The sequence below is a fragment of the Parasphingorhabdus litoris DSM 22379 genome (assembly GCF_020906275.1).
GTDB classification, from domain to species: domain Bacteria; phylum Pseudomonadota; class Alphaproteobacteria; order Sphingomonadales; family Sphingomonadaceae; genus Parasphingorhabdus; species Parasphingorhabdus litoris.
This window is the reverse complement of record NZ_CP086727.1, coordinates 1,672,069-1,693,470: the sequence shown is the minus strand read 5'-3', so window position 1 is coordinate 1,693,470 and position 21,402 is coordinate 1,672,069. Positions and strand designations below refer to the sequence as shown.

The window sequence follows — 21,402 nt, the reverse complement described above, 5'->3', positions numbered from 1 at the left end:
GCGCAAATTTGGCGCCTAACAGCCTATATGGGGCGCTCTGAATTGACTTCAACCGCAATAAAACATCGCAGCAAAAAATGTTCAATACCGCTAAAAGGGTAGCTTAAAGCCCGCTGGCAAGCCCATGCCGCCTGTCATTTTGCTCATTTCTTCGTTGCTTACCGCGTCCGCCTTATCACGGGCGTCGTTAAACGCTGCGGCGACCAGATCTTCCAAAATGCCTTTTTCATCAGCTTTAATAAGGCTTTCATCGATGCTGACACCCAATATTCGGCCTTTCGCGGTTGCTTTGACGGAAACAAGGCCGCCACCGGACTTGCCCTCGACCTCAATGCTGTCGAGCTTCGACTGGGCTTCCTCCATCTGTGTTTGCACGGTCTGCGCAGCTTCCTGCGCGGCTTTGATCATTTCTTCCATAGATTTCATGCTTGCGAGCTCCTTGATTCAGAACGGGATTCAGCAGCAACCTGATCCGTTTCATTTTCCAGTAGTTCCGCATCAGGAAAGGCTTCAAAAGCGGCCTTTACGAGCGGTGTATCCAATATGGCCTGCGTTGCGGCTTCCTGATCAAGCTGTGCCTGTTCCGAAATGCTCGGTTTCGCATCGCCTTGCCCCTCTTCTATAGTCCAGGCTGTTCCCGTATTCTCTTTCAGTGCATCCGCAATTTTTCTCAAATCGGCAGACGCAATGGGGCGTGCTGATTGATATATGATATTTGGTGCCGAAAAGCTCACAATTCTCATATCAGCAATTAATATGCTTTCCAAAACCGGTGAAATTCGGCCAATAATGTCGATCACACCCTGAAAATCCTGTGGCAGCCCGTTTTTGGCGTCGTGCTGCTGAGGCTCAACATATTCCGCTTCTGGTTTTTGAACCAACATATCAGGCACCGGTACAGGTGGTGCTGGAGCTGGGAGCGCTTCTTGAACGGGCGCTGTAATAGGTTGAGGTACAGTCTCGACCGGAGTGGAGTTTGTAACCGGAGTCTCTTGAGACGTGCCTTGCTGAACCATTTTTGCCAGCTCGCCAGGATCCGGCATGTCGGCTGCGCACAACACACGCAAAAGCGCCATATCGCAGGCTTCCCGCGGAATATGCGCTTGTTGTACTTCTTCAAAGCCTTTCAGAAGAAGTTGCCATAACCGGTGAAGAACCGGGAAGGATAATTGCTCTGACCATCTACTGATCTGCGCTTTGGCTTCATCTGACAATGTCGGGTCATTGGCCCGCCCGACCTTGTACAAAGTCACCTGATGGCAAAGCGACAACAGCCCATTCATAAGTGACAGAGGCTCTACGCCCACGCTATATTGTTCATCAATCGCATCAAGCAGCGCCTGAGAATCCGCTTCCAGCAGCAATCCAAAGAGTCTGCGGACTGCTCCACGATCTGACAGGCCCAGCATTTCGCGGATTTGACCAGCTTTAACGCCACCTCCGCCGTCCATATCCGCATGGGCAATCGCCTGGTCAAGTATCGATTGGCCATCGCGCGCCGAACCTTCAGCAGCCTGAGCGATGAGGTTCAGCGCATCATCGTCTGCCTCTACTCCTTCCTTCTCACAGATCATTCGGAAGTTTTGAACCAACAAATCGGGTGTAATACGCTTCAGATCAAAGCGCTGACACCGGGAAAGCACCGTAATTGGTACTTTATTCACTTCCGTCGTCGCAAAGATGAATTTCACATGGGCCGGCGGCTCTTCCAGCGTTTTCAAAAGCGCATTGAAGGCGTTTTTCGACAGCATGTGGACTTCGTCGATAATATATATCTTGTAACGTGCAGAAACCGAGGAATAGCGCACAGCCTCAATAATCTCGCGGACATCATCGACACCGGTATGACTCGCGGCATCCATTTCGATAACGTCGATGAAGCTGCCCTCAGCGATAGAGCGGCATGGTTCGCATTTCCCGCAAGGATCAATGGTCGGTCCGCCCTGCCCGTCTTCACCAATGCAATTCAGCGCTTTGGCAATCAAACGGGCCGTGGATGTCTTGCCGACCCCGCGCACGCCGGTCATCAGAAACGCATGAGCCAGACGATCGCGCTTGATCGCGTTCCCGAGCGTTTGCACCATGGCATCCTGCCCGATCAGCTCGGCAAAGCTGGATGGCCGATATTTGCGCGCAAGCACGCGGTAAGGCTGCGCAGCAGCAGGCGCAGGATCAAGTGGCGCTTCGACGCCGCCAGCGGCAAATATGTCGGGTGAATCGGACATGAGATGAGTTTAGGCGCTCGCCGCCAGCTTGTCGAAGGCTAAACCATGGTGATCGATAAAAGCCTGTGCATATTTTGTGAGTAGGAGCCGGGCGACCCGTAGAAAAATCGTTACGGCTGCTTCCTTCCGGATCTGACCGGGTTGGCGAACACTACGTCCACCCGACTCCCGCTGCGCATATGGCGAGCTTTGCCAGCGGTTTCAAGTCAGTTTTGCGTTTATGGTCAATTCCGGCGCGGTGCTACCCAGGCCGCAATTTTCGCAACGTCGGCAATCGTACGTTCCACAACAGCAGCCGACGCAGTCGGGCGGTCCGTATAAACCGCCAAAGATCGCGGCTGATCGCCTTCATAACCCGCAAATGATGGCCAAAATATCGCGACATCATTGTAGGCCAGACCATCTCCCGCTGTTCCCGTCTTATTGCCTACCGGCCAGCCATAGGGAAGACCCAGGCGGATACGACCAAGGCCGGTTTTGCTCGATGCCATTGCGTCATACACTATGGCCCAGTTTGGCGCTCGTGACTTTCCACTCATCAAACCATGCATTAGCTGCGCAAAGGCTATCGGACTGGTCGTATCGCGTGGATCGCCAACCTTGTTTTCATTCAGAAACGGTTCAATGCGATCCAGACGGGTGATCGTATCCCCACGGCGACGGACAAAATCCGTAAAGGCTTCCGGGCCGCCAATGGCTTTTAAGATCAGATTTGCCGCAGCGTTATCACTCGATTTGACCGTCGCTTTGGCTAATTGTTCCAGCGTCACCATTTTCTTTGCCGCTAACTGTTGTTCGACAAACGGCGCATAAGGAACCAGATCCCCCTCCGTCACCGCGAAGCTTTTCTTCATGTCAACCTGCCCCTTGTCAGCAGCGTCAAACAGGGCAAATGCAAGCGGTGCCTTGAACGTAGAACACATCGCAAAGCGTTCATCACCACGGTGAGCCAGAGCAATGCCGCCCTGCGCGTTTGTCAACGCCACGCCAAGACGGCCACCTATGCGCTTCTCTAGCTTTGTCAGCTCCCGTTTTGCAGCCGCGTCTTGATATTTTAATACCGCAGGCTCTTGTGCGGACAAAGCATTGGGCGAAGCCGCAGTGACCGTTAACAGCGAAGAGCCTGTAACGAAGTTCCGCCGATTTATCATGGTCAGACTCCTTGCATGTTACGGCTTTCGGCCGGGATATGAACCGTCAGGCCATCCAGGTCCGGCGTCAGTGTAATCTGACAAGCCAAGCGGCTGGTCCTGCGCGCGCCGGCGGCAAGATCGAGCATATCCTCCTCCATCTCGGTCGCTTCTGGCAGTTTGTCGAAATCTTCCGCAGCAACGATCACATGGCAGGTCGAACAGGCCATTTGCCCTTCGCATGTGCCTTCAAGCGGCTGGTCATTAATCTGTGCGATGGTGAGCAGGTCATCCCCTTCGGATGCTGTCGCCGTTGCGGTCTGTTCGCCGTCGGCGCTGATGAAATTTACTTTGATATCGCTCATGCAAGCTGTGCCTCGACCGCTTCATTGATAAGTTTTGCTGCCACTTCAACATCATCAAGACTGTTATATCGACCAAAGCCCAGTCGGATTGACGATTTGATCTGTGCCGGTTCAAGATCCAATGCTGACAAAACATGGCTAGGTCTGCCAGACCCGCTGGCACAGGCCGATCCGGCGGAGAAAGCGACGCCGCGTACATCGGACATCAGGCGCGCCACATCGATACCGTCTCTTCTGATATTGAGATTGCCCATATAGCGTTGATCCATTGACCCGTTGATGGTCCAGTCTGAAAAACAGCTATGCGCCTTATCGGCTAGTTCCTGAATATGAGCTGCATCGATCTCTTTGCGTTCCAAACAAAGCGCAGCCGCCTGACCAAAGCCAGCACAAAGGGCCGGTGACAAAGTTCCGGAACGAATACCCCGTTCTTGCCCGCCGCCATGAATCATGGGCGGCAGATCAATCCCCTTGCGGACCCACAAAGCGCCTATGCCTTTAGCGCCATATATCTTGTGTGCAGAAATCGCAGCCATGTCGATATTGTCCGGTATATCAACACGGCCGTAGCCCTGGACGACATCGCACAGCATCAGGGCACCGTATTCATGCGCCAGCGCTGCGATTGCTTCGACTGGTTGAATGACACCAATTTCATTGTTGACCAGCATTGCCGCGACTAGCGCTGTATTCTCGTCAATGGACGCACCCAATTGCTCTAGCGACACAATACCGTCCGCACCGAGGGGATGTCTTTCAACCGTGAAGCCATGCGCTTCATAAGACAAAGCCGTATCGCGCACGGCGGCATGTTCGCTGTCCAGCACAATGATCTTGTTCCGTCCGGCCTCTTGCAATGCACGTACGGTGCCAAAGCCTAGATTGATCGCTTCTGTCGCACTACCCGTAAATAGCAGATCACCGCTTGCTGGCAGCATTGCCAATATATTTTCCCTGGCTACTTCAATGACAGCTGCTGCCTTGCGTCCCAACGCGTGAGCGCTGTGTGGATTGCCGAAATTGTCGCGTAACCAGGGAACCATGGCCTCAAATACTTCAGGCGCCAGCGGCGTCGTTGCTTGATTGTCCAGATAAATAATGGCTTTATTCATCGGGTCAGGCTTTGCGCGAAGCGTGGAAAATCGACTTCCACTGTTCAATAAAATCGTAAATCTCAGCGCGGGTCGTATCGCGGCCGATGCTGACGCGAATAACTTCTCGCGCCATTGCTTCGTCAATTCCCATCGCTTCGAGAACATGGCTTGGCTTCAAGGTTCCCGATGAACAGGCGCTGCCGGCTGAAACTGAAAAACCCGCCATATCGAATTTGATCAACTGCGTGTTCGCAGCAACGCCGGGCATATGATAGCTGCCAATGGTCGCGATGCGCGCTGCGTTTTCGGCAATGATCGCGCCGCCTTCCGTCTTGATCGCATTATCGAGATGCTCACGTAATTCTGTGGCCCGACCAGCCCAATTGGCTGGCGCCTCTAATGCCGCGACCATGGCCATGATATAGGGTAGATTTTGCGTACCGGAACGATAGCCCTGTTCCTGACCTCCATGCGCGTGGAGCAGGTTCAAATCTTTGATCAACAAAGCGCCAACACCAGGCGGTCCACCAAATTTATGACCGGCTATGATGATCATGTCCGCGTCCGGCAAGGGCATTTTCCCGGCTGACTGCGAACAATCCGCCACAAAAATCGCTCCTCGATCCCGCGCGACTTTGGCTAATGCTTGCATATCCTGCATCACGCCGGTTTCATTGTTGACCGATTGCACGACCACCAAGGCTTGTTCTTCTGCGCTCTTCAGCATGTGGTTCAGCCGCATGGGCACCACAAGACCATTCAGATCAACCGGGATGGACGTCGCTCCTTCGGAGAAGCGAAGCACCACATCATGTTCAACCGGCGACACATATTGCTGCTCGGCTTTGGTTTGCTTCAGCGCGATCGCAATCGCTTCGCTAGCACCGCTGGTAAAAATAACCTCACCATCCCAGTCCAATGCCGCTTTGAAGCGCTTCCGAGCATTTTCGAGCATTGAACCTGCGGCTCGCCCATCCGCATGGGGTGATGATGGGTTGGCCCAGTGCGCGAATCCCTCCAGACAGGCTTCCCGGGCAACGTCAAGCATTGGCGTTGTCGCGGCATAGTCCAGATAGATGCGCTTCTGTTCGGACATTTAGTTCGTAAAACCCTCTGACAATTGCGGGATTGAGTTGCGGAATATTTCACTCTCTCTATATAGACGCTTCATTTAGCGCAAAAGCTAATCTGCCTTTTGATGCCATAGAAATTGTAATCTTGATCATAGAATTGAAAAAGCCATGCCTGACGTAATTTTTACCGGACCAGAAGGTCGCCTCGAAGGCCGTTTTAGCCCAGGACCGCGCGATCGCGCACCGGTTGCAATGATCCTTCACCCCCACCCACAAGCAGGTGGCACGATGAACGACCGCATCACGCAGGCAATGTACAAAACATTTGTGAATCGCGGTTTTGCAACATTGCGGTTTAATTTCCGCGGGGTTGGTCGATCACAAGGCACGTTTGACAATGGCATTGGCGAACTTTCCGATGCAGCTTCGGCGCTGGACTGGGTACAAAGCATCCACCCCGAAGCACAGACAACCTGGATTGCCGGCTATAGCTTTGGTGCCTGGATCGGCATGCAGCTTTTGATGCGCCGGCCCGAAGTACGCGGTTTTATCTCCGTATCTCCTCCGGCCAATATGTATGATTTCAACTTCCTTGCCCCCTGCCCCTCATCCGGGATCATCATCCAGGGTGTGAATGATGAAGTGGTTACACCAAGCGCTGTGCAAAAGCTGGTCGACAAATTGCGGACACAAAAACATATCACCATCCATCATGATGAAATTCCCCGGGCAAACCATTTTTATGAAAATGAAATGGAATTGCTGATGGGATCGGTCGACAATTATCTCGACATGCGCCTGGCGCCAGATTCGCCGATCAAATAGGTCTAATTCGGCTTATTTGGAAAATCATTGCCTGATTCCGGAGAGGAGTCAGCGGTTGGTATTGTCCAGATTCCCACATTGGCAAACATGACGGCTGAGGCGATCAACATGAGTACGCCCTGCTTTTTATTGATTCCTTTTCGGATCAAATAAATGCCGCCAGCCATCAATCCAAAGCCAGCCAACATTAATATAGACAGCACCCAATTAGCCAATATTCCGCTCCTTTCGGCCAATAATGCCGAGATAAATTACCGATATCAAGCAATGATCACTTTCGGTTCATTGTGGACCTATATGGCCATGCCACTCTATAGAGATGTGGATATATGCTATATGGAACATAAAAAGAACATATGGCGTTACGGGGGTAAGAAGACAGACACTAATGGTGCAAAACGAACCACCTTTGCTCATTATGATTCCGGAAACGGCGGAATTCCGGCTGTCCCAGCTGGCATTGCCCAAAGAACTGGCGACACAAATTACCCTCAATGTTGAGAAATATTCTGATCTGAACATCATTGAAGCGGTAATGGGTGGCATGAGCTTCACGCTGACGCAGCATTTGGCGCAAGATGCGTTTCGGCATTTTTCCGCCCAAAAGCTCGATCATATTTTCTGCCATGCCCCTGAATGCCCGGCACCTGCTATTGGGATAAGCCTCAGCGATCACATGGCCGGTGCGAAACATGACACGACCGTCAATCGCAATTTTCTGAAATTGGCGCGACTGATCGGCCAGACACTCGATGCGACCAGTATAGTCTGGCAACCCGCCAGGCTCCATGTTGGTTTTGACTATTTTGTTGAAGCGACCAGTCAATATTCAGAAGGCGGCCCATTTCCGGTGCTGGTTCAGATCGCCATTTCCGAAGATTCAAAAGGCAGATTTCAGACTTTCGGGCTTTCCTACTTCAGTGGTCAGGAAGTCAGACTTAACGCGCCTGCAGATTATCCGCAAAACCAGGTCATTAAGCGATTGGTCCGGATTGCGCATGATATTGCAACCAATGGCAAGATAGACACGCCAACAGAAGCGGAAGGGTTTGCCTCGGGCGAGACCCTATCCTTCACCCCCAATGCAGATCAGACTATTGTCGATGTCATGGTTGTCGCGGGCAAGCCGCGACAACTGGAATAGAATGTGTCGTTTGTTTAAGCCGCAGTTGGTGCCGCTTCGCGAACATTCTGATCAACATGCTCTGCAAATTGCTCGAAATTATCGATGAACAATTTGACCAGCTTCTGGGCGGTTTCGTCATAAGCCGCTGCATCTGACCAGGTTGAACGCGGATCAAGGATCGCGCTGTCTACGCGAGGCACAGATACCGGCACTTCAAAACCGAAATTGTCGTCGATACGAAATTCACCGTCGTTCAGGCTGCCATCCAGTGCTGCATTTAGCAAAGCCCGGGTTGCCTTGATCGGCATACGGTTTCCTTCGCCATATTTGCCGCCAGTCCAACCGGTGTTCACGAGCCAGCACCGCACACCGCCTTTGGCGATACGCTCTTTCAGCAGATTGCCGTAAACAGATGGATGACGCGGCATGAATGGTGCGCCGAAACAGGTTGAAAAAGTAGCTTCCGGCTCAGTCACGCCAATTTCGGTGCCAGCCACCTTAGCGGTATAGCCAGAAAGGAAATGATACATTGCCTGCTCGGGCGTCAAACGTGAAATCGGAGGCAACACACCAAAAGCATCAGCCGTCAGCATGATGATGTTTTTGGGCACCGGCCCCATATTTTTTTCTGACGTGTTGGGGATGTAATCGATGGGATAAGCGCCGCGGGTATTTTCCGCCTTGCTGTTGTCATCCAGATCCAGCTCTCGCGTTTCGGGATCCATCACGACATTTTCCAGGACCGTACCAAAACGGCGCGTGGTCGCGTAGATTTCCGGCTCGGCTTCTTCTGACAGACGGATCATCTTGGCGTAACAGCCGCCTTCAAAATTAAATACTGCCGTATCGGACCAACCATGCTCATCATCACCAATCAACGTACGGCTCGCATCGGCGGACAAAGTCGTCTTGCCGGTTCCTGACAAGCCAAAGAAAATCGCTGTATCGCCTTCTGGTCCCATATTTGCGGAACAGTGCATCGGCATGACCGAGTCGAGCGGCAACAGATAGTTGAGCAATCCAAAAACGGATTTTTTCATCTCGCCAGCATAAGCGGTACCACCGATCAATATGAGCTTCTCGGTCAGGTTTACGGCAATGACCGTTTCACTGCGCGTTCCATGACGCTCTGGATCAGCTCTAAAGCTCGGTAAATCTATGATGGTATATTCTGGAGTAAATCCGGCCAGTTCATCACTGGTTGGACGGACAAGCATGGTCCGGATGAACAGGTTATGCCACGCAAGTTCATTGATCACCCGCACATTCACGCGGTGTTCTGGCTGCGAACCGCCAAAGAGATCCTGGACAAAAAGTGTTTCTTTGTCCGCGACGGCGGCCAGGAAATCTTCCTTCAGCGCTGCAAAATGCTCGGGCGTCATTGCCACATTGGTTTTACCCCACCAAACGCTGTCTTCGGTTTCGCCATCACGAACGATAAATTTATCGTTGGCAGAACGCCCCGTATGCTTGCCAGTTTCGACAACCAGTGGACCGTCTTTTGCGATATGGCCTTCGCCGCGTGACACGGCCGCTTCGACCAATGCAGGGGCGCCCAGGTTCCAATGCTGCTCTGCCGATGTGGCAAAGCCTTGATCATTTAAAGTTACGGACGAAACTTGTGGCACGATTATTCCCCTATGGCTTGAAACAGGAATGGATGATTGCCGGATTCGGCAAGTTTGAGGAGGCGCTTAACTTACGAAAACGAGTCGGTCAAATTACCAGATTAGCCAGCGAAACCGCATGTTTCGTTATGGGAAAAATGACAACGATGGTCATTTCGAAAGCCTGTCATTTGACACATGCGTCCTTGTGCTACGGCGACGCTTGAATTAGTCCGTCAAACGCAACAAATTGTTGAGCTCTGCAAATGACAACGGGATGAACGCATTAGATGGCTGCCAATATTGCTCTTGTTGATGATGACCGAAATATTTTGACTTCTGTATCGATCGCGATGCAGGCGGAAGGCTTTGTAACGCGGGTCTATTCTGACAGTGAGGCGGCGCTTCAGGCGATTTTGGACAACCCGCCGGATCTCGGCATTTTCGATATCAAGATGCCCAAAATGGACGGTTTGGAGTTGCTCCGCCGGGTACGAGAAAAGAGCAATCTACCGGTTATTTTTCTGACCTCCAAGGATGAAGAGCTTGATGAAGCGCTGGGCCTGGCCATGGGAGCGGATGATTATATCAAGAAACCCTTCTCACAGCGCCTGCTCATTGCGCGTGTAAAATCAATTTTGCGCCGGGCTGAACTGGTCAAATTATCGGATGAAGACGCCAATGCTGAGGGATTAGAGCCTCTGGTGCGTGGCGGACTGGAAATGGATCCAGCACGGCACCTCGTCAAATGGAATGGCGAAAACGTGACATTGACCGTGACCGAATTCATGATTCTGGAGACCCTCGCCAATCGCCCCGGTGTAGTCAAAAGCCGCAATCAGTTGATGGACGCGGCTTATCAAGATGACGTCTATGTTGATGATCGGACAATCGACAGCCATATTAAGCGCCTCCGCCGAAAGTTCCGTGAAGTTGACGCTGATTTCGATGCCATTGATACGCTCTATGGGGCTGGTTATCGCTACAACGAATAAACCAACAGCCAGTATCGACGATCCTGAGCTGTCACTGCGATGGTCCGCACGGCTATCGCTGACGACGCGCATTCTGGCGGTCAATATCCTTGCCATTGCTTTGCTGGCGGGCAGCCTGTTCTATCTGGATAACTACCGGGATGAGCTTACCCATGAACGGCTGAGCCAGGCGCGCCTTCAAACCAAGATTATCAGCGATGCCCTCGATCGCCAGACGCCGGAAAATCGCGAAGATCTAATCACGAAATTTGCCACTGACCTGGAAAGCAGATTGCGGCTTTATGACGATAGTGGTGCAAAAATTGTAGATAGTTTTGATCTCGCAGAACCGACCTATCGTTTTAGAGATCCCGAAGCGCAACCTTGGCAAAAAGACGTCGCACGAACGCTCGATCAATCGATAGAATTTATCGTGCTCAGTGCGCCAATTACGGCCTTTGCGGAACCAGAAATTGATCAGGTTTCGGCTTGGCCAGAGCTGGAATTGCTGTCTGCCGATCAGGAACCAAACAGCGCTGTCCGTTATGCTCCGGATCGCACGCCTGTCATCATTGCAGCCGCCCATGTTCCCAGTGGCAATCACCGTCTGCTCCTGACTAGCAATGCGCGGGACATTACCCGAATTGTTCGTGCAGAGCGATCCAATGTCGTGCTGGTGATATTTCTAACCGCGTTGGTCTCGGTTCTTCTTTCTCTATTTCTCGCCCGCACGATTGTTCGCCCGATCAGAAAACTTGCGCGCGCGGCAGTGCGCGTCCGGCTGGGCCGTGCACCAGAAATCACCGTTCCACGCATGCCGGATCGGCGCGATGAAATTGGTCAACTCGCGCGCGCACTCGCTGACATGAGCGGCGCCCTGCGCTATCGGATCGATGCAACAGAAGCTTTTGCCGCTGATGTCAGTCATGAAATCAAAAACCCCCTGGCATCCTTGCGTTCCGCGCTGGAAGGTCTCGACCGGGTTGATGATCCGGAACTGCGAAAACAATTATTGGATGTTGCCAATGATGACGTTCGCCGAATTGACCGGCTGATCAATGATATTTCCGAAGCGTCCCGTGTCGATGCCGAGCTTGCCAGAACGAAATTTGAGAAAGTCGATATAGGCCAGATGCTCGACCAATTGCTCGCTGCCCGAGAGCAACGAGATACCAATGAAAGCGTGAAAATCGCCTTTGCTCGCCCTGGCAGGGGTGTCGCCACAATAATGGGCGATGATGACCGATTGGAGCGCGTATTCAGCAATATTCTCGATAATGCGGTTTCATTTTCTCCAGAAGATGGACTGATCGAGATTCTCGCGACGCCAGATGCCGGTGAAGTCGTGATCCAAATTTCCGATACCGGCCCAGGCATTGCCGAAGAGCAGCGTCAGAATATATTCAAACGCTTCCACTCCGATCGTCCGGCGGGGGAAGCTTTCGGCAAGCATAGTGGCCTCGGCCTTGCCATTGCCAAGACAATTATCGAGGGGCATGAAGGCACCATCAAATCCATCGACCGGCCAGATGGTCAAAAAGGTGCCTGTTTCGAGATCCGTCTACCGAAGGCACCAGCCACATGACCCACAGCAATCCTGGTGAAACGCGTCATGCCAGCTGTGTGGCAATTCAAGCTGCTGGCATCATGCTTTCTGGCCCATCCGGAGCGGGAAAATCTGATCTTGCTCTGCGTCTGATCGATCGCGGAGCAACGCTGATCAGCGATGACTATGTTGAATTGCACGATGATGGTAACCAGATACGCTTAAACGCGCCGGCAAAGATCGCCGGAAAAATCGAAATTCGGTCTTTGGGCATTTTTGACTGTAAACATGTGTCAAATATCCCTTTAAGGCTGCAAGTGATACTCAAATCAAAGACCGAACGCTTTCCCTTGGACAATCAACTAGAGACGATCATGACCATGGCCATACCTACGATCACGATCAATCCTGCTGAAGCTAGCGCACCAATTAAGGTCGAAAAGGCGCTGCAACGCCTTTTGCAGGAAACGCAGGACGATTGAGCATGGCGAACACTAAACATGTTCTTTTGGTCACGGGCCTCTCTGGTGCTGGAAAAACGACAGTTCTGAAAACGCTCGAGGATATTGGCTGGGAGACAGTCGATAATTTTCCGATCCGTCTCGTCGAAGGCCTGCTGAACACGCCGCCGTCCAGTTCACGTGATGATGTAGATCCGCCGCTGGCCCTTGGCTTTGACAGTCGAACCCGGGGTTTTGACCCAGATAAATTGATCAACCGTGTGAAAAACCTGCAGCAGAACGACAATTACCAGATATCGACACTCTATCTGGATTGTGCTGGCGATGAGCTGGAACGACGCTATTCCGAAACGCGCCGGCGCCATCCATTGGCACTGGACCGCCCTGCCAAGGACGGTATCGCGCTGGAACGCAGTCAACTCGAACCTTTTCGGCGTTGGGCGGATCATGTTCTCGATACCAGTGGTTTGACAGCCAATGATCTGCAAAACCAAATTCGCGAGCAATTCACGCTGCAGGATACGAAGATCACGACTGTCACGATAACCAGCTTTGGTTTTTCCCGGGGCCTGCCCAATAATATTGACCTGCTGTTCGATGTCAGATTTTTATCTAACCCGTTTTGGGACCCCGAGCTGAAATTAATGACAGGCTTAGACAAGCCTGTTGGTGATTATATCTCCAAAGACCCCGCTTATGCTGAAGCGATGGAGAAGTTTGAAGATATGCTCGCGTTTCTTTTGCCAAAATATATCAAGGCGGGAAAAGCCTATGTGAATATCGGCATTGGCTGTACCGGTGGGCGTCACAGATCGGTACATGTTGCAGAAGCCCTTCGCAAAAGCTTGCATGAGCAAGGATTTTCGACCACTGTCCTCCATCGCAATCTGGCGTCAAGGCCAATGGAAGCGCTGGAAAACATGCAGAATTTGAACGGGAATAAGGATATTTAATCGCAATGATCGGTTTGGTTCTTGTTACCCACGGTAGTCTGGCGGTTGAGTTTGTTACGGCGATGGAACATGTTGTTGGACCGCAAAAGGCAATTATGTCGGTTTGCATCGGCCCCCATGATGACATGGAACACCGGCGCCAGGAAATTGCTGACTCGATCGAAAAAGTAGATGGCGGCAAAGGGGTCATCATTCTCACCGATTTATTTGGCGGAACCCCCTCCAATCTTGCCATTTCACTCATGGACAAGGGCAAGGTTGAGGTCATAGCCGGCGTGAACTTGCCCATGCTGATCCGCCTTGATGGCGCACGCAAATGCATGGACGTGAGCGATGCCGTCGCCGCGGCCAAAGAGGCAGGACAGAAATATATCAGCGTCGCCTCCGAAATTTTGGGAAGCGATGCGTGAGCGAGCATCGCAAGACTGTCGCCATCACCAACAATCGCGGGCTCCACGCCAGGGCCAGCGCGAAATTTGTTACCTATGTCAGCAAATTGCCCGAAGGACTTTCGGTTAAAGTTGGCAAGGATGGAACCGAAGTAACCGGCACCTCGATCATGGGATTAATGATGCTGGGTGCCGCCAAAGGTGATAGCGTCGAGATTATTGTTGAAGGTGATCAGGCTGAAACAGCTTTGGAGAAACTTGCCGGATTGGTCGTCGACGGCTTTGGCGAGGATTGATATCCGTGTCTTTGCCTGAACGCCGTCAGATAACCGGTTTTTCCAATCCGACAATAAAACGACTCAAGAGCTTGCGAGAGAAAAAGCATCGCAAACGGGAAGGCCATTTTCTCGCTGAAGGTCTGCGGATTCTGACCGAGGCGCTCGATGCGGGAAAAACGCCGAAATTACTCGTGGTTGTCGAAGGAACGGAGCTTCATCCGCTCGCGCAGAAAATCGAAGCGGCGACCTTTGCTGCGGGCGGCGAAGTGATCGAAACCAGCGAGGCAATTATCGCCAAGCTATCGGGCAAATCCAATCCGCAATCGATTATCGGCATATATGAGGATCACCCTACCCCCCTACCCGACCTCGATCGCAGCGCGTCAGATATTTGGCTGGTCGCGCAGGCCCTGCGTGATCCCGGCAATTTGGGCACGATATTGCGAACCGGCGATGCAGTTGGCGCTGGCGGGCTTATATTAATTGATGATTGCGTTGATCCCTTTTCCGTTGAAGCCGTTCGCGCCAGCATGGGGGCCGTCTTTACACAGCAAATCGCACAAGCACCTTGGCAAGAGTTTCTCGATTGGCGGCGTTCCGGAAACGGGCAATTGGTTGGAACCAGTTTGAACACGGATAAGGATTATCAAGCCGTTCGCTACGACGCCCCCACTTTTCTGCTGATCGGAAATGAAGCGCAAGGCCTGCCCCATGATTATGAAACTGCCTGTGATGTCCTGGTAAAGATGCCGATGATGGGGAAAGCAGATAGCCTTAACGCCGCGGTTGCAAGCGCCGTGATGGCCTATGAGGTGCTCAACCAGCGGCGTTCTTAATTGCCGATTGGCAAATTTCGCCAATATGTTATTCTGTTTCCTGGGGGAGACAGATATATGAGAAAAGCACTGTTAACTGCACCATTTTTGCCAGTTTTGCTGGTCGCATGTGGTGAGGAAGCAAAGAACGAACCTGCGGAACAAGAAAAACTGACCGCCTATCAGGCCCTTGGTACAGAGCCAGGCTGGACAGTGGAAATAAAGGATGACCAGATCATCCATACGTCACAGGAAGGCAATAATGATTTCAGTCTTGCGGTTCAGCGAATGGAAAAGACCGCAACCGGTTGGAATATCAAAGGCTTTACCGACAAAGATAATATCACCGTGACCATCACATCTGGCGAAGAGTGCAACGATGGGATGAGTGATCGCGTATATGCAGATACCGTAAAAGTTTCGGTTAGCGGAAGCGGTCATCACAATGGCTGTGGTGGCGAGATATTGTCGGATCCAGAGGCCACCTAGATCAAGGCCACTATTCGGCCGCTTCGTCCTTTACCACGCGATCATCTTCTATCAGCGAAGCTTCGACCTCGCCTGAATAGCGCGGCAATGCCTCAACCTCGGCAACGGGCTCCAGTTCCTTCTTGCCCGTTTCGACGTTGAGCTCAGCAAATTTGCGTCCTGTTGCCATGACGTTGCGTTCGAAACTGCCGACAAATTTATTATAATTACCCACTGCACTGCCCAGACCGGATCCCATGCGTTTTAGATGCTCACCAGCGACGGCAAGCCGATCATACATTTCTTTGCCCAACTGACCGATTTGCTTGGCTTCTGCAGCCATTTTTTCTTGCCGCCATACCCCCGCAACCGTGCGCGCGATGGCCACTAGATTGGTTGGTGTTGCGAGCAAAACCTTTTTCTCGAAAGCATGATCCCAAAGCGTTGGTTCATGCTCAAGAGCAGCAGACAGGAAATGTTCGCCTGGGACGAACATGATCACATAATCTGGCGCTTCCTCAAACTGATCCCAATAGGCTTTTTTGGACAAGCCATCGATATGGGTCTTCATGGAACTGCAATGCCGAGCCATCGCGAAGCTGCGCGCATCGTCATCTTCGGCTTCAAAGGCATCCTGATAGTCGTTGAGAGAAACTTTGGCGTCGATCACCAGCTTCCGGCCACCCGGAACGCTGATCACCGCATCCGGACGTAAGCGCCCTTCATCCGTATCGATGCTGTGCTCTGTGACAAAGTCAGTATGTTCGGACAAGCCGCAAGTTTCGAGCACATTTTTAAGCTGTTGTTCGCCCCAACGCCCCCGCGATTTGGGGGCGTTGCGCAGGCTGTTGACGAGCCGCGCTGCTTCCTGTTGCACCCTGTCCTGCCCCTGCCGTACCTGCTCAATCGTCGCTGTAATTCCGGCGTAGGATTCGGTGCGTTCTTTCTCAATCTTCTTGATCGATTCTTCATAGGTCGCGAGCCGTTGATGCACCGGCTGAAGCAGTTTCGCAATTTTCTCTCCGCCTTTCTCATTCGCTTGATCAAATCGCTGATCTGCCCGTTCGAGAAATTGCCGCTGTGCCGTTTCGAGCATCTTTGCCCCGACTTCTGAAAATTGTGCGGAAAGGGATTCCTTGGCCTCGACCAATTGCTGCAATTGCTTCTCGTGATTGCGGGCATCTGCTTCCAATGAAGCAAGCAACTGCCGGGCCTGGTCGCGGTCTTCCCGGATCGTGTCACGCTCTGCTCGCGCCGCGTCCCGTTCTTCCTGAACCCCGTCGAGCATCCCGCGCAGCGAAGCCGTCGTTTCTTCCGCCGCTTTGGTTGCCGCAGCTGCAGCCCGCCCGCCGACAAACCAGCCTGTAGCCAGGCCGATGAGCAAGGTTACGATGGCAATGAGGAGAGCAACAATAGCGTCCAAAACAGATCCTTTCAGATGGAACGAAAGGAGAACTTAGACTGCCATTGCCTCACATGCAATAGCCCTTTGGCTGTTAGGTGGAACAGGCCGCAAAGCGTTTAAGGCTTAAGCCGCTTCCTTGCGATGCTTGGCCAGTTTCTTCAGCACCATCTGCCGTTTCAGGCGAGAAAGATGGTCGATGAACAGGATACCTTCGAGATGATCCATCTCATGCTGCAGACAGGTGGCGAGCAGGCCATCCATCTCTTCTTCATATTGCTTGCCCGTTTCGTCCTGCCAACGCGCAGTGATAGTTGCCGGGCGTTCGACATCCGCATATTGCTCAGGCACCGACAGGCAGCCTTCGCTATAGACGTTCAAATCTTCTGAAGGGTTGAGAATTTCAGGATTTATGAACACTTTCGGATCGCGGACCACTTCATGTTCGTGATCGCAATGCTCGCCATGTTCATGATCGTGATCATGCGGCGCTGGTTCCTGCAAATCGATCACCAAAATGCGTTTGGGAACCCCAACCTGAATGGCCGCAAGACCTATGCCAGGCGCGTCATACATGGTTTCAAACATATCGGCGATCAGCGTTTTCAGCTCATCATCAAACACCGTCACTGGCTCTGAAACAGTTTTCAGACGCGGGTCGGGAACTTCAAGGATCGGTAATATAGCCATGACCGAAATTTAGGTATTTTGCGCAGATTCGTCAAGCAGCGCCGCGTTAATCCCAAACAAATGAAAAAGGGCTCGCCGGTCATGGCGTGCCCTTCTCCACTTAAATTCTAACTATTTAAAATCCGATTTTCGCTCCCAGACGGAAAACTCGGCCCAGTGGATTACCAACAAACGGGTTATAACCTAACGGCACCCGAGCGGCCGATGCTTCCTCATTAGTGAAGTTTTCAATCGAGAATTGCAGCTGCGCATCAAAGGAACTGATCGGCAGATCATAGGCGGCATGGAAGTCATGCTGCGTATAATTCTGGATTTTCCGGCCAAAATTCGTGCCACCAAAGTTGGTCGTTGCACAGAATTCTAGGCCATCGCAGCGCTCATCGCGAACCGGCGCGATATAGGTTGCGCCATAACGCAGGTTGAGGCCAGCAACATTATAGTTGATAAAGGCATTGGCCCGCCATGGCGCGATGGTACCAGGCAAACGGTCTAGATTTGCTAGGCCGACAGCGTTGAAGCCTTCTCTCAAAAGAGTGCCATTCAAATTAAAGTCACCCACCTTATAGGTCAGGATATGGCTAGCATTGACGCCGATTGAATAAACCCCAGGACCTATATCAGTCGTATAGCTTGCAGCGAAATCCAGGCCTGATGTCTTTGTCTTCGGACCGTTAACCCACTGTGTCAAAATACGGGAGATGTTCGTACCGTTTGTCGTACCCTGAACACAAGCGCCACCGTCAAAGGTAATCAGGGATGCGAACGGGTTGGAACAATCGGCCAAACCGCCAGCCACTGGCACGACATTGTTGGCAATTGCCTGCGCGTCAGTTGTGGTGATCTCGTCCTCAAAGTCAAAACTCCAATAGTCGACGGAGAAGTTAAACCCGCCAAAATCGACAACAGCACCGACATTGTAACTGAATGCTGTTTCCGGTCCAAGGTCAGTTGGGTTACCGGCAATATCGACCGCTTTGAAGTTACCATTGGCAGCGCTAATGGCCGCAAGCGAAGTATTGGCATTGTTGGAAACCTGTGCCGCCAACGGACCACGGAAGGTTGTCCCGACAGAGCCTCTTAGCACCAACCAGTCAGTCGGCTCCCAACGCACGGCACCCTTTGGATTGAAGGTAGAACCAATGGATCCACCATAATCCTCAAAACGAGCAGCGGCCGTAATCTCCAGTGTGTCGGTCAACGGAATGGCGGCTTCTACAAAAATAGCCTTAACGTCCTGATCCAGTCGTTCTGGCCGAGAACCGCCGAGGAAGATGAACGAACCCGCACCATCCAACGCACCGCCAATACAGCTTTGATCACCCAAGATCACACAAGGGTTCAAATCAAGGTTCGATTCTGGAGTCAGTGGACGCGAGAGAAAATCAAGCTTGCGATATTGTGCACCGGCAGCCCAGCCAATATTGCCGCCACCAAGGTCGATACCAAGCTCGCCAGAGAAAATCAGATCTACAACAAATGTGTCTTCGGTCTCTTCCACCCCGTTGGTGATTTGCAAGAATTCGATCAGGTCTGTCGAATTTTCGTTACCGGGTACGTAAAACGGGTTCGTCAATCCAAGTGACGGATTACCAGGTCCCGCGTTGATGAAAGGATTGAACCACTGACATCCTCCAACGCCCGGAGTTCCAGTTGCTGGATCACAATCTGCGCCGCCCAGACCGTTAAGCGCATCTTGCAGACGGGAACCGACGACGCCGGGTGAACTGCGGCGGCGCTCATAATTGGCCCAGGTCATTGATAATTGGCCACGGAAGGTATCTGAAAAGTCTTTCTCCAGCGTCCCCGATATCCGGAAAGCCTTGTTATTCGCGGTTTGACGTCCTGAACCGCGACCCGGGTCTGTTGGATTGCCCAGATTACCGAAGGGCCGCCACAGGAACACGCCAATTGGTCCCGCAATAGGAGTGGTCAGACCGATTTGATCAGCAAATACCTGCGCCCCCGGGTTATTTGGGTCAATTGTGAATCCACCGCCGAGGCGTGCACCACCTGGCCCTTGCAGCGGTGGGTAACCAGGCGAGGTTCCGATGCGATCCAGATCGGTTTGCGCATAGGTAAATTCGCCGTGGAAACGGAACGTATCGGTCAAGTCAATATCCGCTTGGACATAGCCTTGATAGCGATCTTCTTCTTCTACAAGATTATCAAACGGAATGAAACTGAAGCGGCAGATGCCATCGGGCGTACCACCGGTTTCAGCGCAGCCGACATCCGGTCTGGGGCCAACGCCCGGGACAATGAAGAATCCTGGCGTCGCCAATGCAGACCAAGCAGACGGATTGATGGCATATGGCTGGAAACCATAGGAACGTTCAGTAGACGGCAATTCCGAACGGTGCTGCCAGCCGAAACCAGCCATAATATTCAGATCACCGAAATTCTGACCGACCAGAATTGATGCTGTGTAATTGTTGTCTGATCCTTTGATGAAGTCATAGTCGCCTTGAAGTTCAACGCCTTCAAAGCCAGATTTGGTGATGAAGTTGGCAACGCCAGCAATGGCATCGGAACCATAAGTTGCTGCAGCGCCGTCTTTCAGTATTTCGACACGCTCGAGCGCAAAAAGCGGGATGGAGTTGGTATCGCCAAATCCGCCGCCTACAGCGCCCGGAGCAGTCAGCGTCCGCCGACCATTGAATAACACCAGCGTCCGGGTTGGGCCAAGGTTCCTAAGATTGACCGAACCAAAGCCCTGGTTGGCCTGCGCATTGGCCGAAAACTGGTTGGAATCGCCCAGAACGCTGCCGACTTCTGGCAGATCCTTGATAAACTCGAGTGGTGAAGATACCCCGTTTTGCGCCAGATCGGCGCTGGTATAAACATCAACCGGAACCGCAGCATCTTCGGGTGTGCCACGAATATAGGACCCCGTCACAACGATGATATTGTCATCATCGGCGCCATCCTGTGCATCTTGAATATCTTGTGCCTGGGCCAGACCAGACATCATTGCCAATGCAAAGGTCAGTGCTCCGAAGGCGCACTTGTTGCGTAAAACGGGTTTCCTCATCATGCTCTCTCCTGTTTGTCAGTCTTTTTATATTTTGGGGAGGACCGACATTTTATTATTATGTTTTACAATGTGCTCTCAATATTGCCGCTACGTCAAGAGGGTTTAATCAGGCGTTTAATTATTGGCATAAAAGCCCCAAAACATGCAGGTCACAAGAAGGTCGCACACAGCTTTCACGGCTTCGGACGGCCTGAATTGTTACAAATATATCAGACCAGTTTTGTGTTTTTCATTGCGAAACAAGACTTAAAAAACCGGAGTCGTTTGTATCAGGTGCCGCTGACTGGCCTGCGCGAACGCAGCGCCTGGGCCAATGTGCCTTCATCGAGATAATCAAGCTCGCCGCCCACCGGTATGCCGTGGGATAACTGGCTGAGACGCAGCGGATAATTTTCAAGCCGCTCGGCGATATAATGAGCCGTTGTCTGCCCTTCCAGTGTCGCGTTCATGGCCAGGACAACCTCATCAATTCCGCCTTGCTCAACCCGCGTGATCAGCTTGTCGATGGCAATGTCTTCGGGCCGTACACCATCCAGTGCCGATAGACGTCCACCCAGAACATGGAATTTTCCGGGAAACAGGCGAGATTTGTCCAGCGCCCATAGGTCGGATACTTCCTCCACCACACAAAGTGCTTTGGGGTCGCGCCGGGGATCATTGCAAATCTGGCAAGGGTCCTGCGTATCAACATTGCCGCAAATATTGCAGGTAACCAGGTTCGCATCGACCTTTTCCATCGCGGCCAATATCGGCTTCATTGTCGTTTCGGGGCGTTTGAGCAGATGCAGCACTGCGCGCCGGGCCGACCGCGGCCCCAAGCCGGGAAGTTTGGACAGTGCCTGAACCAGATTTTCGATTTCCTGCGATGCCATGATTTGACCTTTAGGGCCATGATGCACGTGCTGCCAATATAAAATCATGCTGTCCTACACGAGCGAGTTTGGTTA

At 52.2% G+C, this 21,402-nt stretch carries 22 protein-coding genes and 1 other RNA gene; 10 read left to right on the top strand and 13 right to left on the bottom strand.

Annotated elements, in window-relative coordinates:
- Positions 1-90: 90 nt before the first annotated feature.
- The 7 genes from BS29_RS08230 to BS29_RS08200 form a co-directional block, all read right to left on the bottom strand.
- Entirely contained in the window at positions 91-426 is a 336-nt protein-coding gene (locus BS29_RS08230; protein WP_229956702.1) for a YbaB/EbfC family nucleoid-associated protein, read from the bottom strand.
- Entirely contained in the window at positions 423-2,225 is a 1,803-nt protein-coding gene (locus tag BS29_RS08225; protein WP_229956701.1) for a DNA polymerase III subunit gamma/tau, read from the bottom strand. Before BS29_RS08225 ends, BS29_RS08230 begins: the two co-directional genes overlap by 4 nt.
- 77 nt (positions 2,226-2,302) lie before the next feature.
- Positions 2,303-2,397: signal recognition particle sRNA small type (gene ffs / locus BS29_RS08220), an RNA gene on the bottom strand.
- 52 nt (positions 2,398-2,449) lie between these two features.
- Entirely contained in the window at positions 2,450-3,376 is a 927-nt protein-coding gene (bla, locus tag BS29_RS08215) for a class A beta-lactamase (protein ID WP_229956700.1), read from the bottom strand.
- Positions 3,377-3,378: 2 nt separating this feature from the next.
- Entirely contained in the window at positions 3,379-3,720 is a 342-nt protein-coding gene (locus tag BS29_RS08210; RefSeq protein ID WP_229956699.1) for a 2Fe-2S iron-sulfur cluster-binding protein, read from the bottom strand.
- Positions 3,717-4,832, bottom strand: a complete 1,116-nt coding sequence (locus BS29_RS08205; RefSeq protein ID WP_229956698.1) for a cysteine desulfurase family protein — start codon at positions 4,830-4,832, stop codon at positions 3,717-3,719. Before BS29_RS08205 ends, BS29_RS08210 begins: the two co-directional genes overlap by 4 nt.
- Positions 4,833-4,836: 4 nt before the next feature.
- A complete protein-coding gene (locus tag BS29_RS08200; protein WP_229956697.1) occupies positions 4,837-5,910 on the bottom strand; it encodes a cysteine desulfurase family protein in 1,074 nt (357 codons plus the stop codon).
- 145 nt (positions 5,911-6,055) lie between these two features.
- Here BS29_RS08200 and BS29_RS08195 point away from each other — a divergent pair, with 145 nt between their 5' ends.
- Complete coding sequence (locus BS29_RS08195) at positions 6,056-6,712, top strand: alpha/beta hydrolase (RefSeq protein ID WP_109357125.1); 657 nt, start codon at positions 6,056-6,058, stop codon at positions 6,710-6,712.
- A gap of 2 nt (positions 6,713-6,714) precedes the next feature.
- Here BS29_RS08195 and BS29_RS08190 read toward each other — a convergent pair whose 3' ends face one another.
- Positions 6,715-6,927, bottom strand: a complete 213-nt coding sequence (locus BS29_RS08190) for a hypothetical protein (protein WP_229956696.1) — start codon at positions 6,925-6,927, stop codon at positions 6,715-6,717.
- 173 nt (positions 6,928-7,100) lie between these two features.
- Between BS29_RS08190 and BS29_RS08185 the strand changes: the two genes are divergently transcribed.
- Positions 7,101-7,856 (top strand): hypothetical protein, encoded by a 756-nt coding sequence (locus BS29_RS08185; RefSeq protein ID WP_229956695.1) that lies wholly within the window; start codon positions 7,101-7,103, stop codon positions 7,854-7,856.
- 14 nt (positions 7,857-7,870) lie between these two features.
- Here BS29_RS08185 and BS29_RS08180 read toward each other — a convergent pair whose 3' ends face one another.
- Entirely contained in the window at positions 7,871-9,466 is a 1,596-nt protein-coding gene (locus BS29_RS08180; protein ID WP_229956694.1) for a phosphoenolpyruvate carboxykinase, read from the bottom strand.
- 269 nt (positions 9,467-9,735) lie between these two features.
- On the opposite strand from BS29_RS08180, the gene BS29_RS08175 reads away from it, so the two are divergent.
- The 8 genes from BS29_RS08175 to BS29_RS08140 are packed head-to-tail and all read left to right on the top strand — an operon-like array spanning position 9,736 to position 15,350.
- Entirely contained in the window at positions 9,736-10,440 is a 705-nt protein-coding gene (locus tag BS29_RS08175) for a response regulator transcription factor (RefSeq protein WP_229956693.1), read from the top strand.
- Entirely contained in the window at positions 10,412-12,004 is a 1,593-nt protein-coding gene (locus tag BS29_RS08170) for an ATP-binding protein (protein ID WP_407673782.1), read from the top strand. The genes BS29_RS08175 and BS29_RS08170 overlap by 29 nt, the downstream gene beginning before the upstream one ends.
- A complete protein-coding gene (locus tag BS29_RS08165; protein WP_229956691.1) occupies positions 12,001-12,447 on the top strand; it encodes an HPr kinase/phosphorylase in 447 nt (148 codons plus the stop codon). The genes BS29_RS08170 and BS29_RS08165 overlap by 4 nt, the downstream gene beginning before the upstream one ends.
- Positions 12,444-13,379, top strand: a complete 936-nt coding sequence (rapZ, locus tag BS29_RS08160; protein WP_407673768.1) for an RNase adapter RapZ — start codon at positions 12,444-12,446, stop codon at positions 13,377-13,379. Before BS29_RS08165 ends, rapZ begins: the two co-directional genes overlap by 4 nt.
- A 5-nt stretch (positions 13,380-13,384) precedes the next feature.
- Complete coding sequence (locus tag BS29_RS08155; protein ID WP_229956689.1) at positions 13,385-13,789, top strand: PTS sugar transporter subunit IIA; 405 nt, start codon at positions 13,385-13,387, stop codon at positions 13,787-13,789.
- On the top strand, positions 13,786-14,064 hold the full coding sequence (locus BS29_RS08150; RefSeq protein WP_229956688.1) for an HPr family phosphocarrier protein: 279 nt from the start codon (positions 13,786-13,788) through the stop codon (positions 14,062-14,064). Before BS29_RS08155 ends, BS29_RS08150 begins: the two co-directional genes overlap by 4 nt.
- Positions 14,065-14,069: 5 nt before the next feature.
- On the top strand, positions 14,070-14,882 hold the full coding sequence (locus BS29_RS08145; protein WP_407673767.1) for a TrmH family RNA methyltransferase: 813 nt from the start codon (positions 14,070-14,072) through the stop codon (positions 14,880-14,882).
- Positions 14,883-14,939: 57 nt separating this feature from the next.
- Positions 14,940-15,350: a hypothetical protein gene (locus BS29_RS08140; RefSeq protein WP_229956687.1), complete on the top strand. Its 411-nt coding sequence runs from the start codon at positions 14,940-14,942 to the stop codon at positions 15,348-15,350.
- A gap of 10 nt (positions 15,351-15,360) precedes the next feature.
- Here the strand turns inward: BS29_RS08140 and BS29_RS08135 are convergent, their stop codons facing one another.
- From BS29_RS08135 to recR, 4 genes are all read right to left on the bottom strand, one after another.
- Positions 15,361-16,752 carry a DNA recombination protein RmuC gene (locus BS29_RS08135; protein WP_229956686.1) on the bottom strand — a complete coding sequence of 464 codons (1,392 nt, stop codon included), beginning with the start codon at positions 16,750-16,752 and terminating at the stop codon, positions 15,361-15,363.
- A 105-nt stretch (positions 16,753-16,857) separates the two neighbouring features.
- Positions 16,858-17,421: a peptide deformylase gene (gene def, locus BS29_RS08130; protein WP_229956685.1), complete on the bottom strand. Its 564-nt coding sequence runs from the start codon at positions 17,419-17,421 to the stop codon at positions 16,858-16,860.
- Positions 17,422-17,536: 115 nt separating this feature from the next.
- Entirely contained in the window at positions 17,537-20,455 is a 2,919-nt protein-coding gene (locus BS29_RS08125) for a TonB-dependent receptor plug domain-containing protein (protein WP_229956684.1), read from the bottom strand.
- 269 nt (positions 20,456-20,724) lie between these two features.
- Positions 20,725-21,327 carry a recombination mediator RecR gene (gene recR / locus BS29_RS08120; protein ID WP_229956683.1) on the bottom strand — a complete coding sequence of 201 codons (603 nt, stop codon included), beginning with the start codon at positions 21,325-21,327 and terminating at the stop codon, positions 20,725-20,727.
- Positions 21,328-21,402 lie beyond the last annotated feature (75 nt).

Excerpts from the sequence above, each read along its gene's own strand:
- BS29_RS08230 (WP_229956702.1), bottom strand. The coding sequence starts at position 426 with ATGAAATCTATGGAAGAAATGATCAAAGCCGCGCAGGAAGCTGCGCAG.
- BS29_RS08225 (WP_229956701.1), bottom strand. The coding sequence starts at position 2,225 with ATGTCCGATTCACCCGACATATTTGCCGCTGGCGGCGTCGAAGCGCCA.
- bla (WP_229956700.1), bottom strand. The coding sequence starts at position 3,376 with ATGATAAATCGGCGGAACTTCGTTACAGGCTCTTCGCTGTTAACGGTC.
- BS29_RS08210 (WP_229956699.1), bottom strand. The coding sequence starts at position 3,720 with ATGAGCGATATCAAAGTAAATTTCATCAGCGCCGACGGCGAACAGACC.
- BS29_RS08205 (WP_229956698.1), bottom strand. The coding sequence starts at position 4,832 with ATGAATAAAGCCATTATTTATCTGGACAATCAAGCAACGACGCCGCTG.
- BS29_RS08200 (WP_229956697.1), bottom strand. The coding sequence starts at position 5,910 with ATGTCCGAACAGAAGCGCATCTATCTGGACTATGCCGCGACAACGCCA.
- BS29_RS08195 (WP_109357125.1), top strand. The coding sequence starts at position 6,056 with ATGCCTGACGTAATTTTTACCGGACCAGAAGGTCGCCTCGAAGGCCGT.
- BS29_RS08185 (WP_229956695.1), top strand. The coding sequence starts at position 7,101 with ATGGTGCAAAACGAACCACCTTTGCTCATTATGATTCCGGAAACGGCG.
- BS29_RS08175 (WP_229956693.1), top strand. The coding sequence starts at position 9,736 with ATGGCTGCCAATATTGCTCTTGTTGATGATGACCGAAATATTTTGACT.
- BS29_RS08170 (WP_407673782.1), top strand. The coding sequence starts at position 10,412 with ATGGGGCTGGTTATCGCTACAACGAATAAACCAACAGCCAGTATCGAC.
- BS29_RS08165 (WP_229956691.1), top strand. The coding sequence starts at position 12,001 with ATGACCCACAGCAATCCTGGTGAAACGCGTCATGCCAGCTGTGTGGCA.
- BS29_RS08155 (WP_229956689.1), top strand. The coding sequence starts at position 13,385 with ATGATCGGTTTGGTTCTTGTTACCCACGGTAGTCTGGCGGTTGAGTTT.
- BS29_RS08140 (WP_229956687.1), top strand. The coding sequence starts at position 14,940 with ATGAGAAAAGCACTGTTAACTGCACCATTTTTGCCAGTTTTGCTGGTC.
- def (WP_229956685.1), bottom strand. The coding sequence starts at position 17,421 with ATGGCTATATTACCGATCCTTGAAGTTCCCGACCCGCGTCTGAAAACT.
- BS29_RS08125 (WP_229956684.1), bottom strand. The coding sequence starts at position 20,455 with ATGATGAGGAAACCCGTTTTACGCAACAAGTGCGCCTTCGGAGCACTG.
- recR (WP_229956683.1), bottom strand. The coding sequence starts at position 21,327 with ATGGCATCGCAGGAAATCGAAAATCTGGTTCAGGCACTGTCCAAACTT.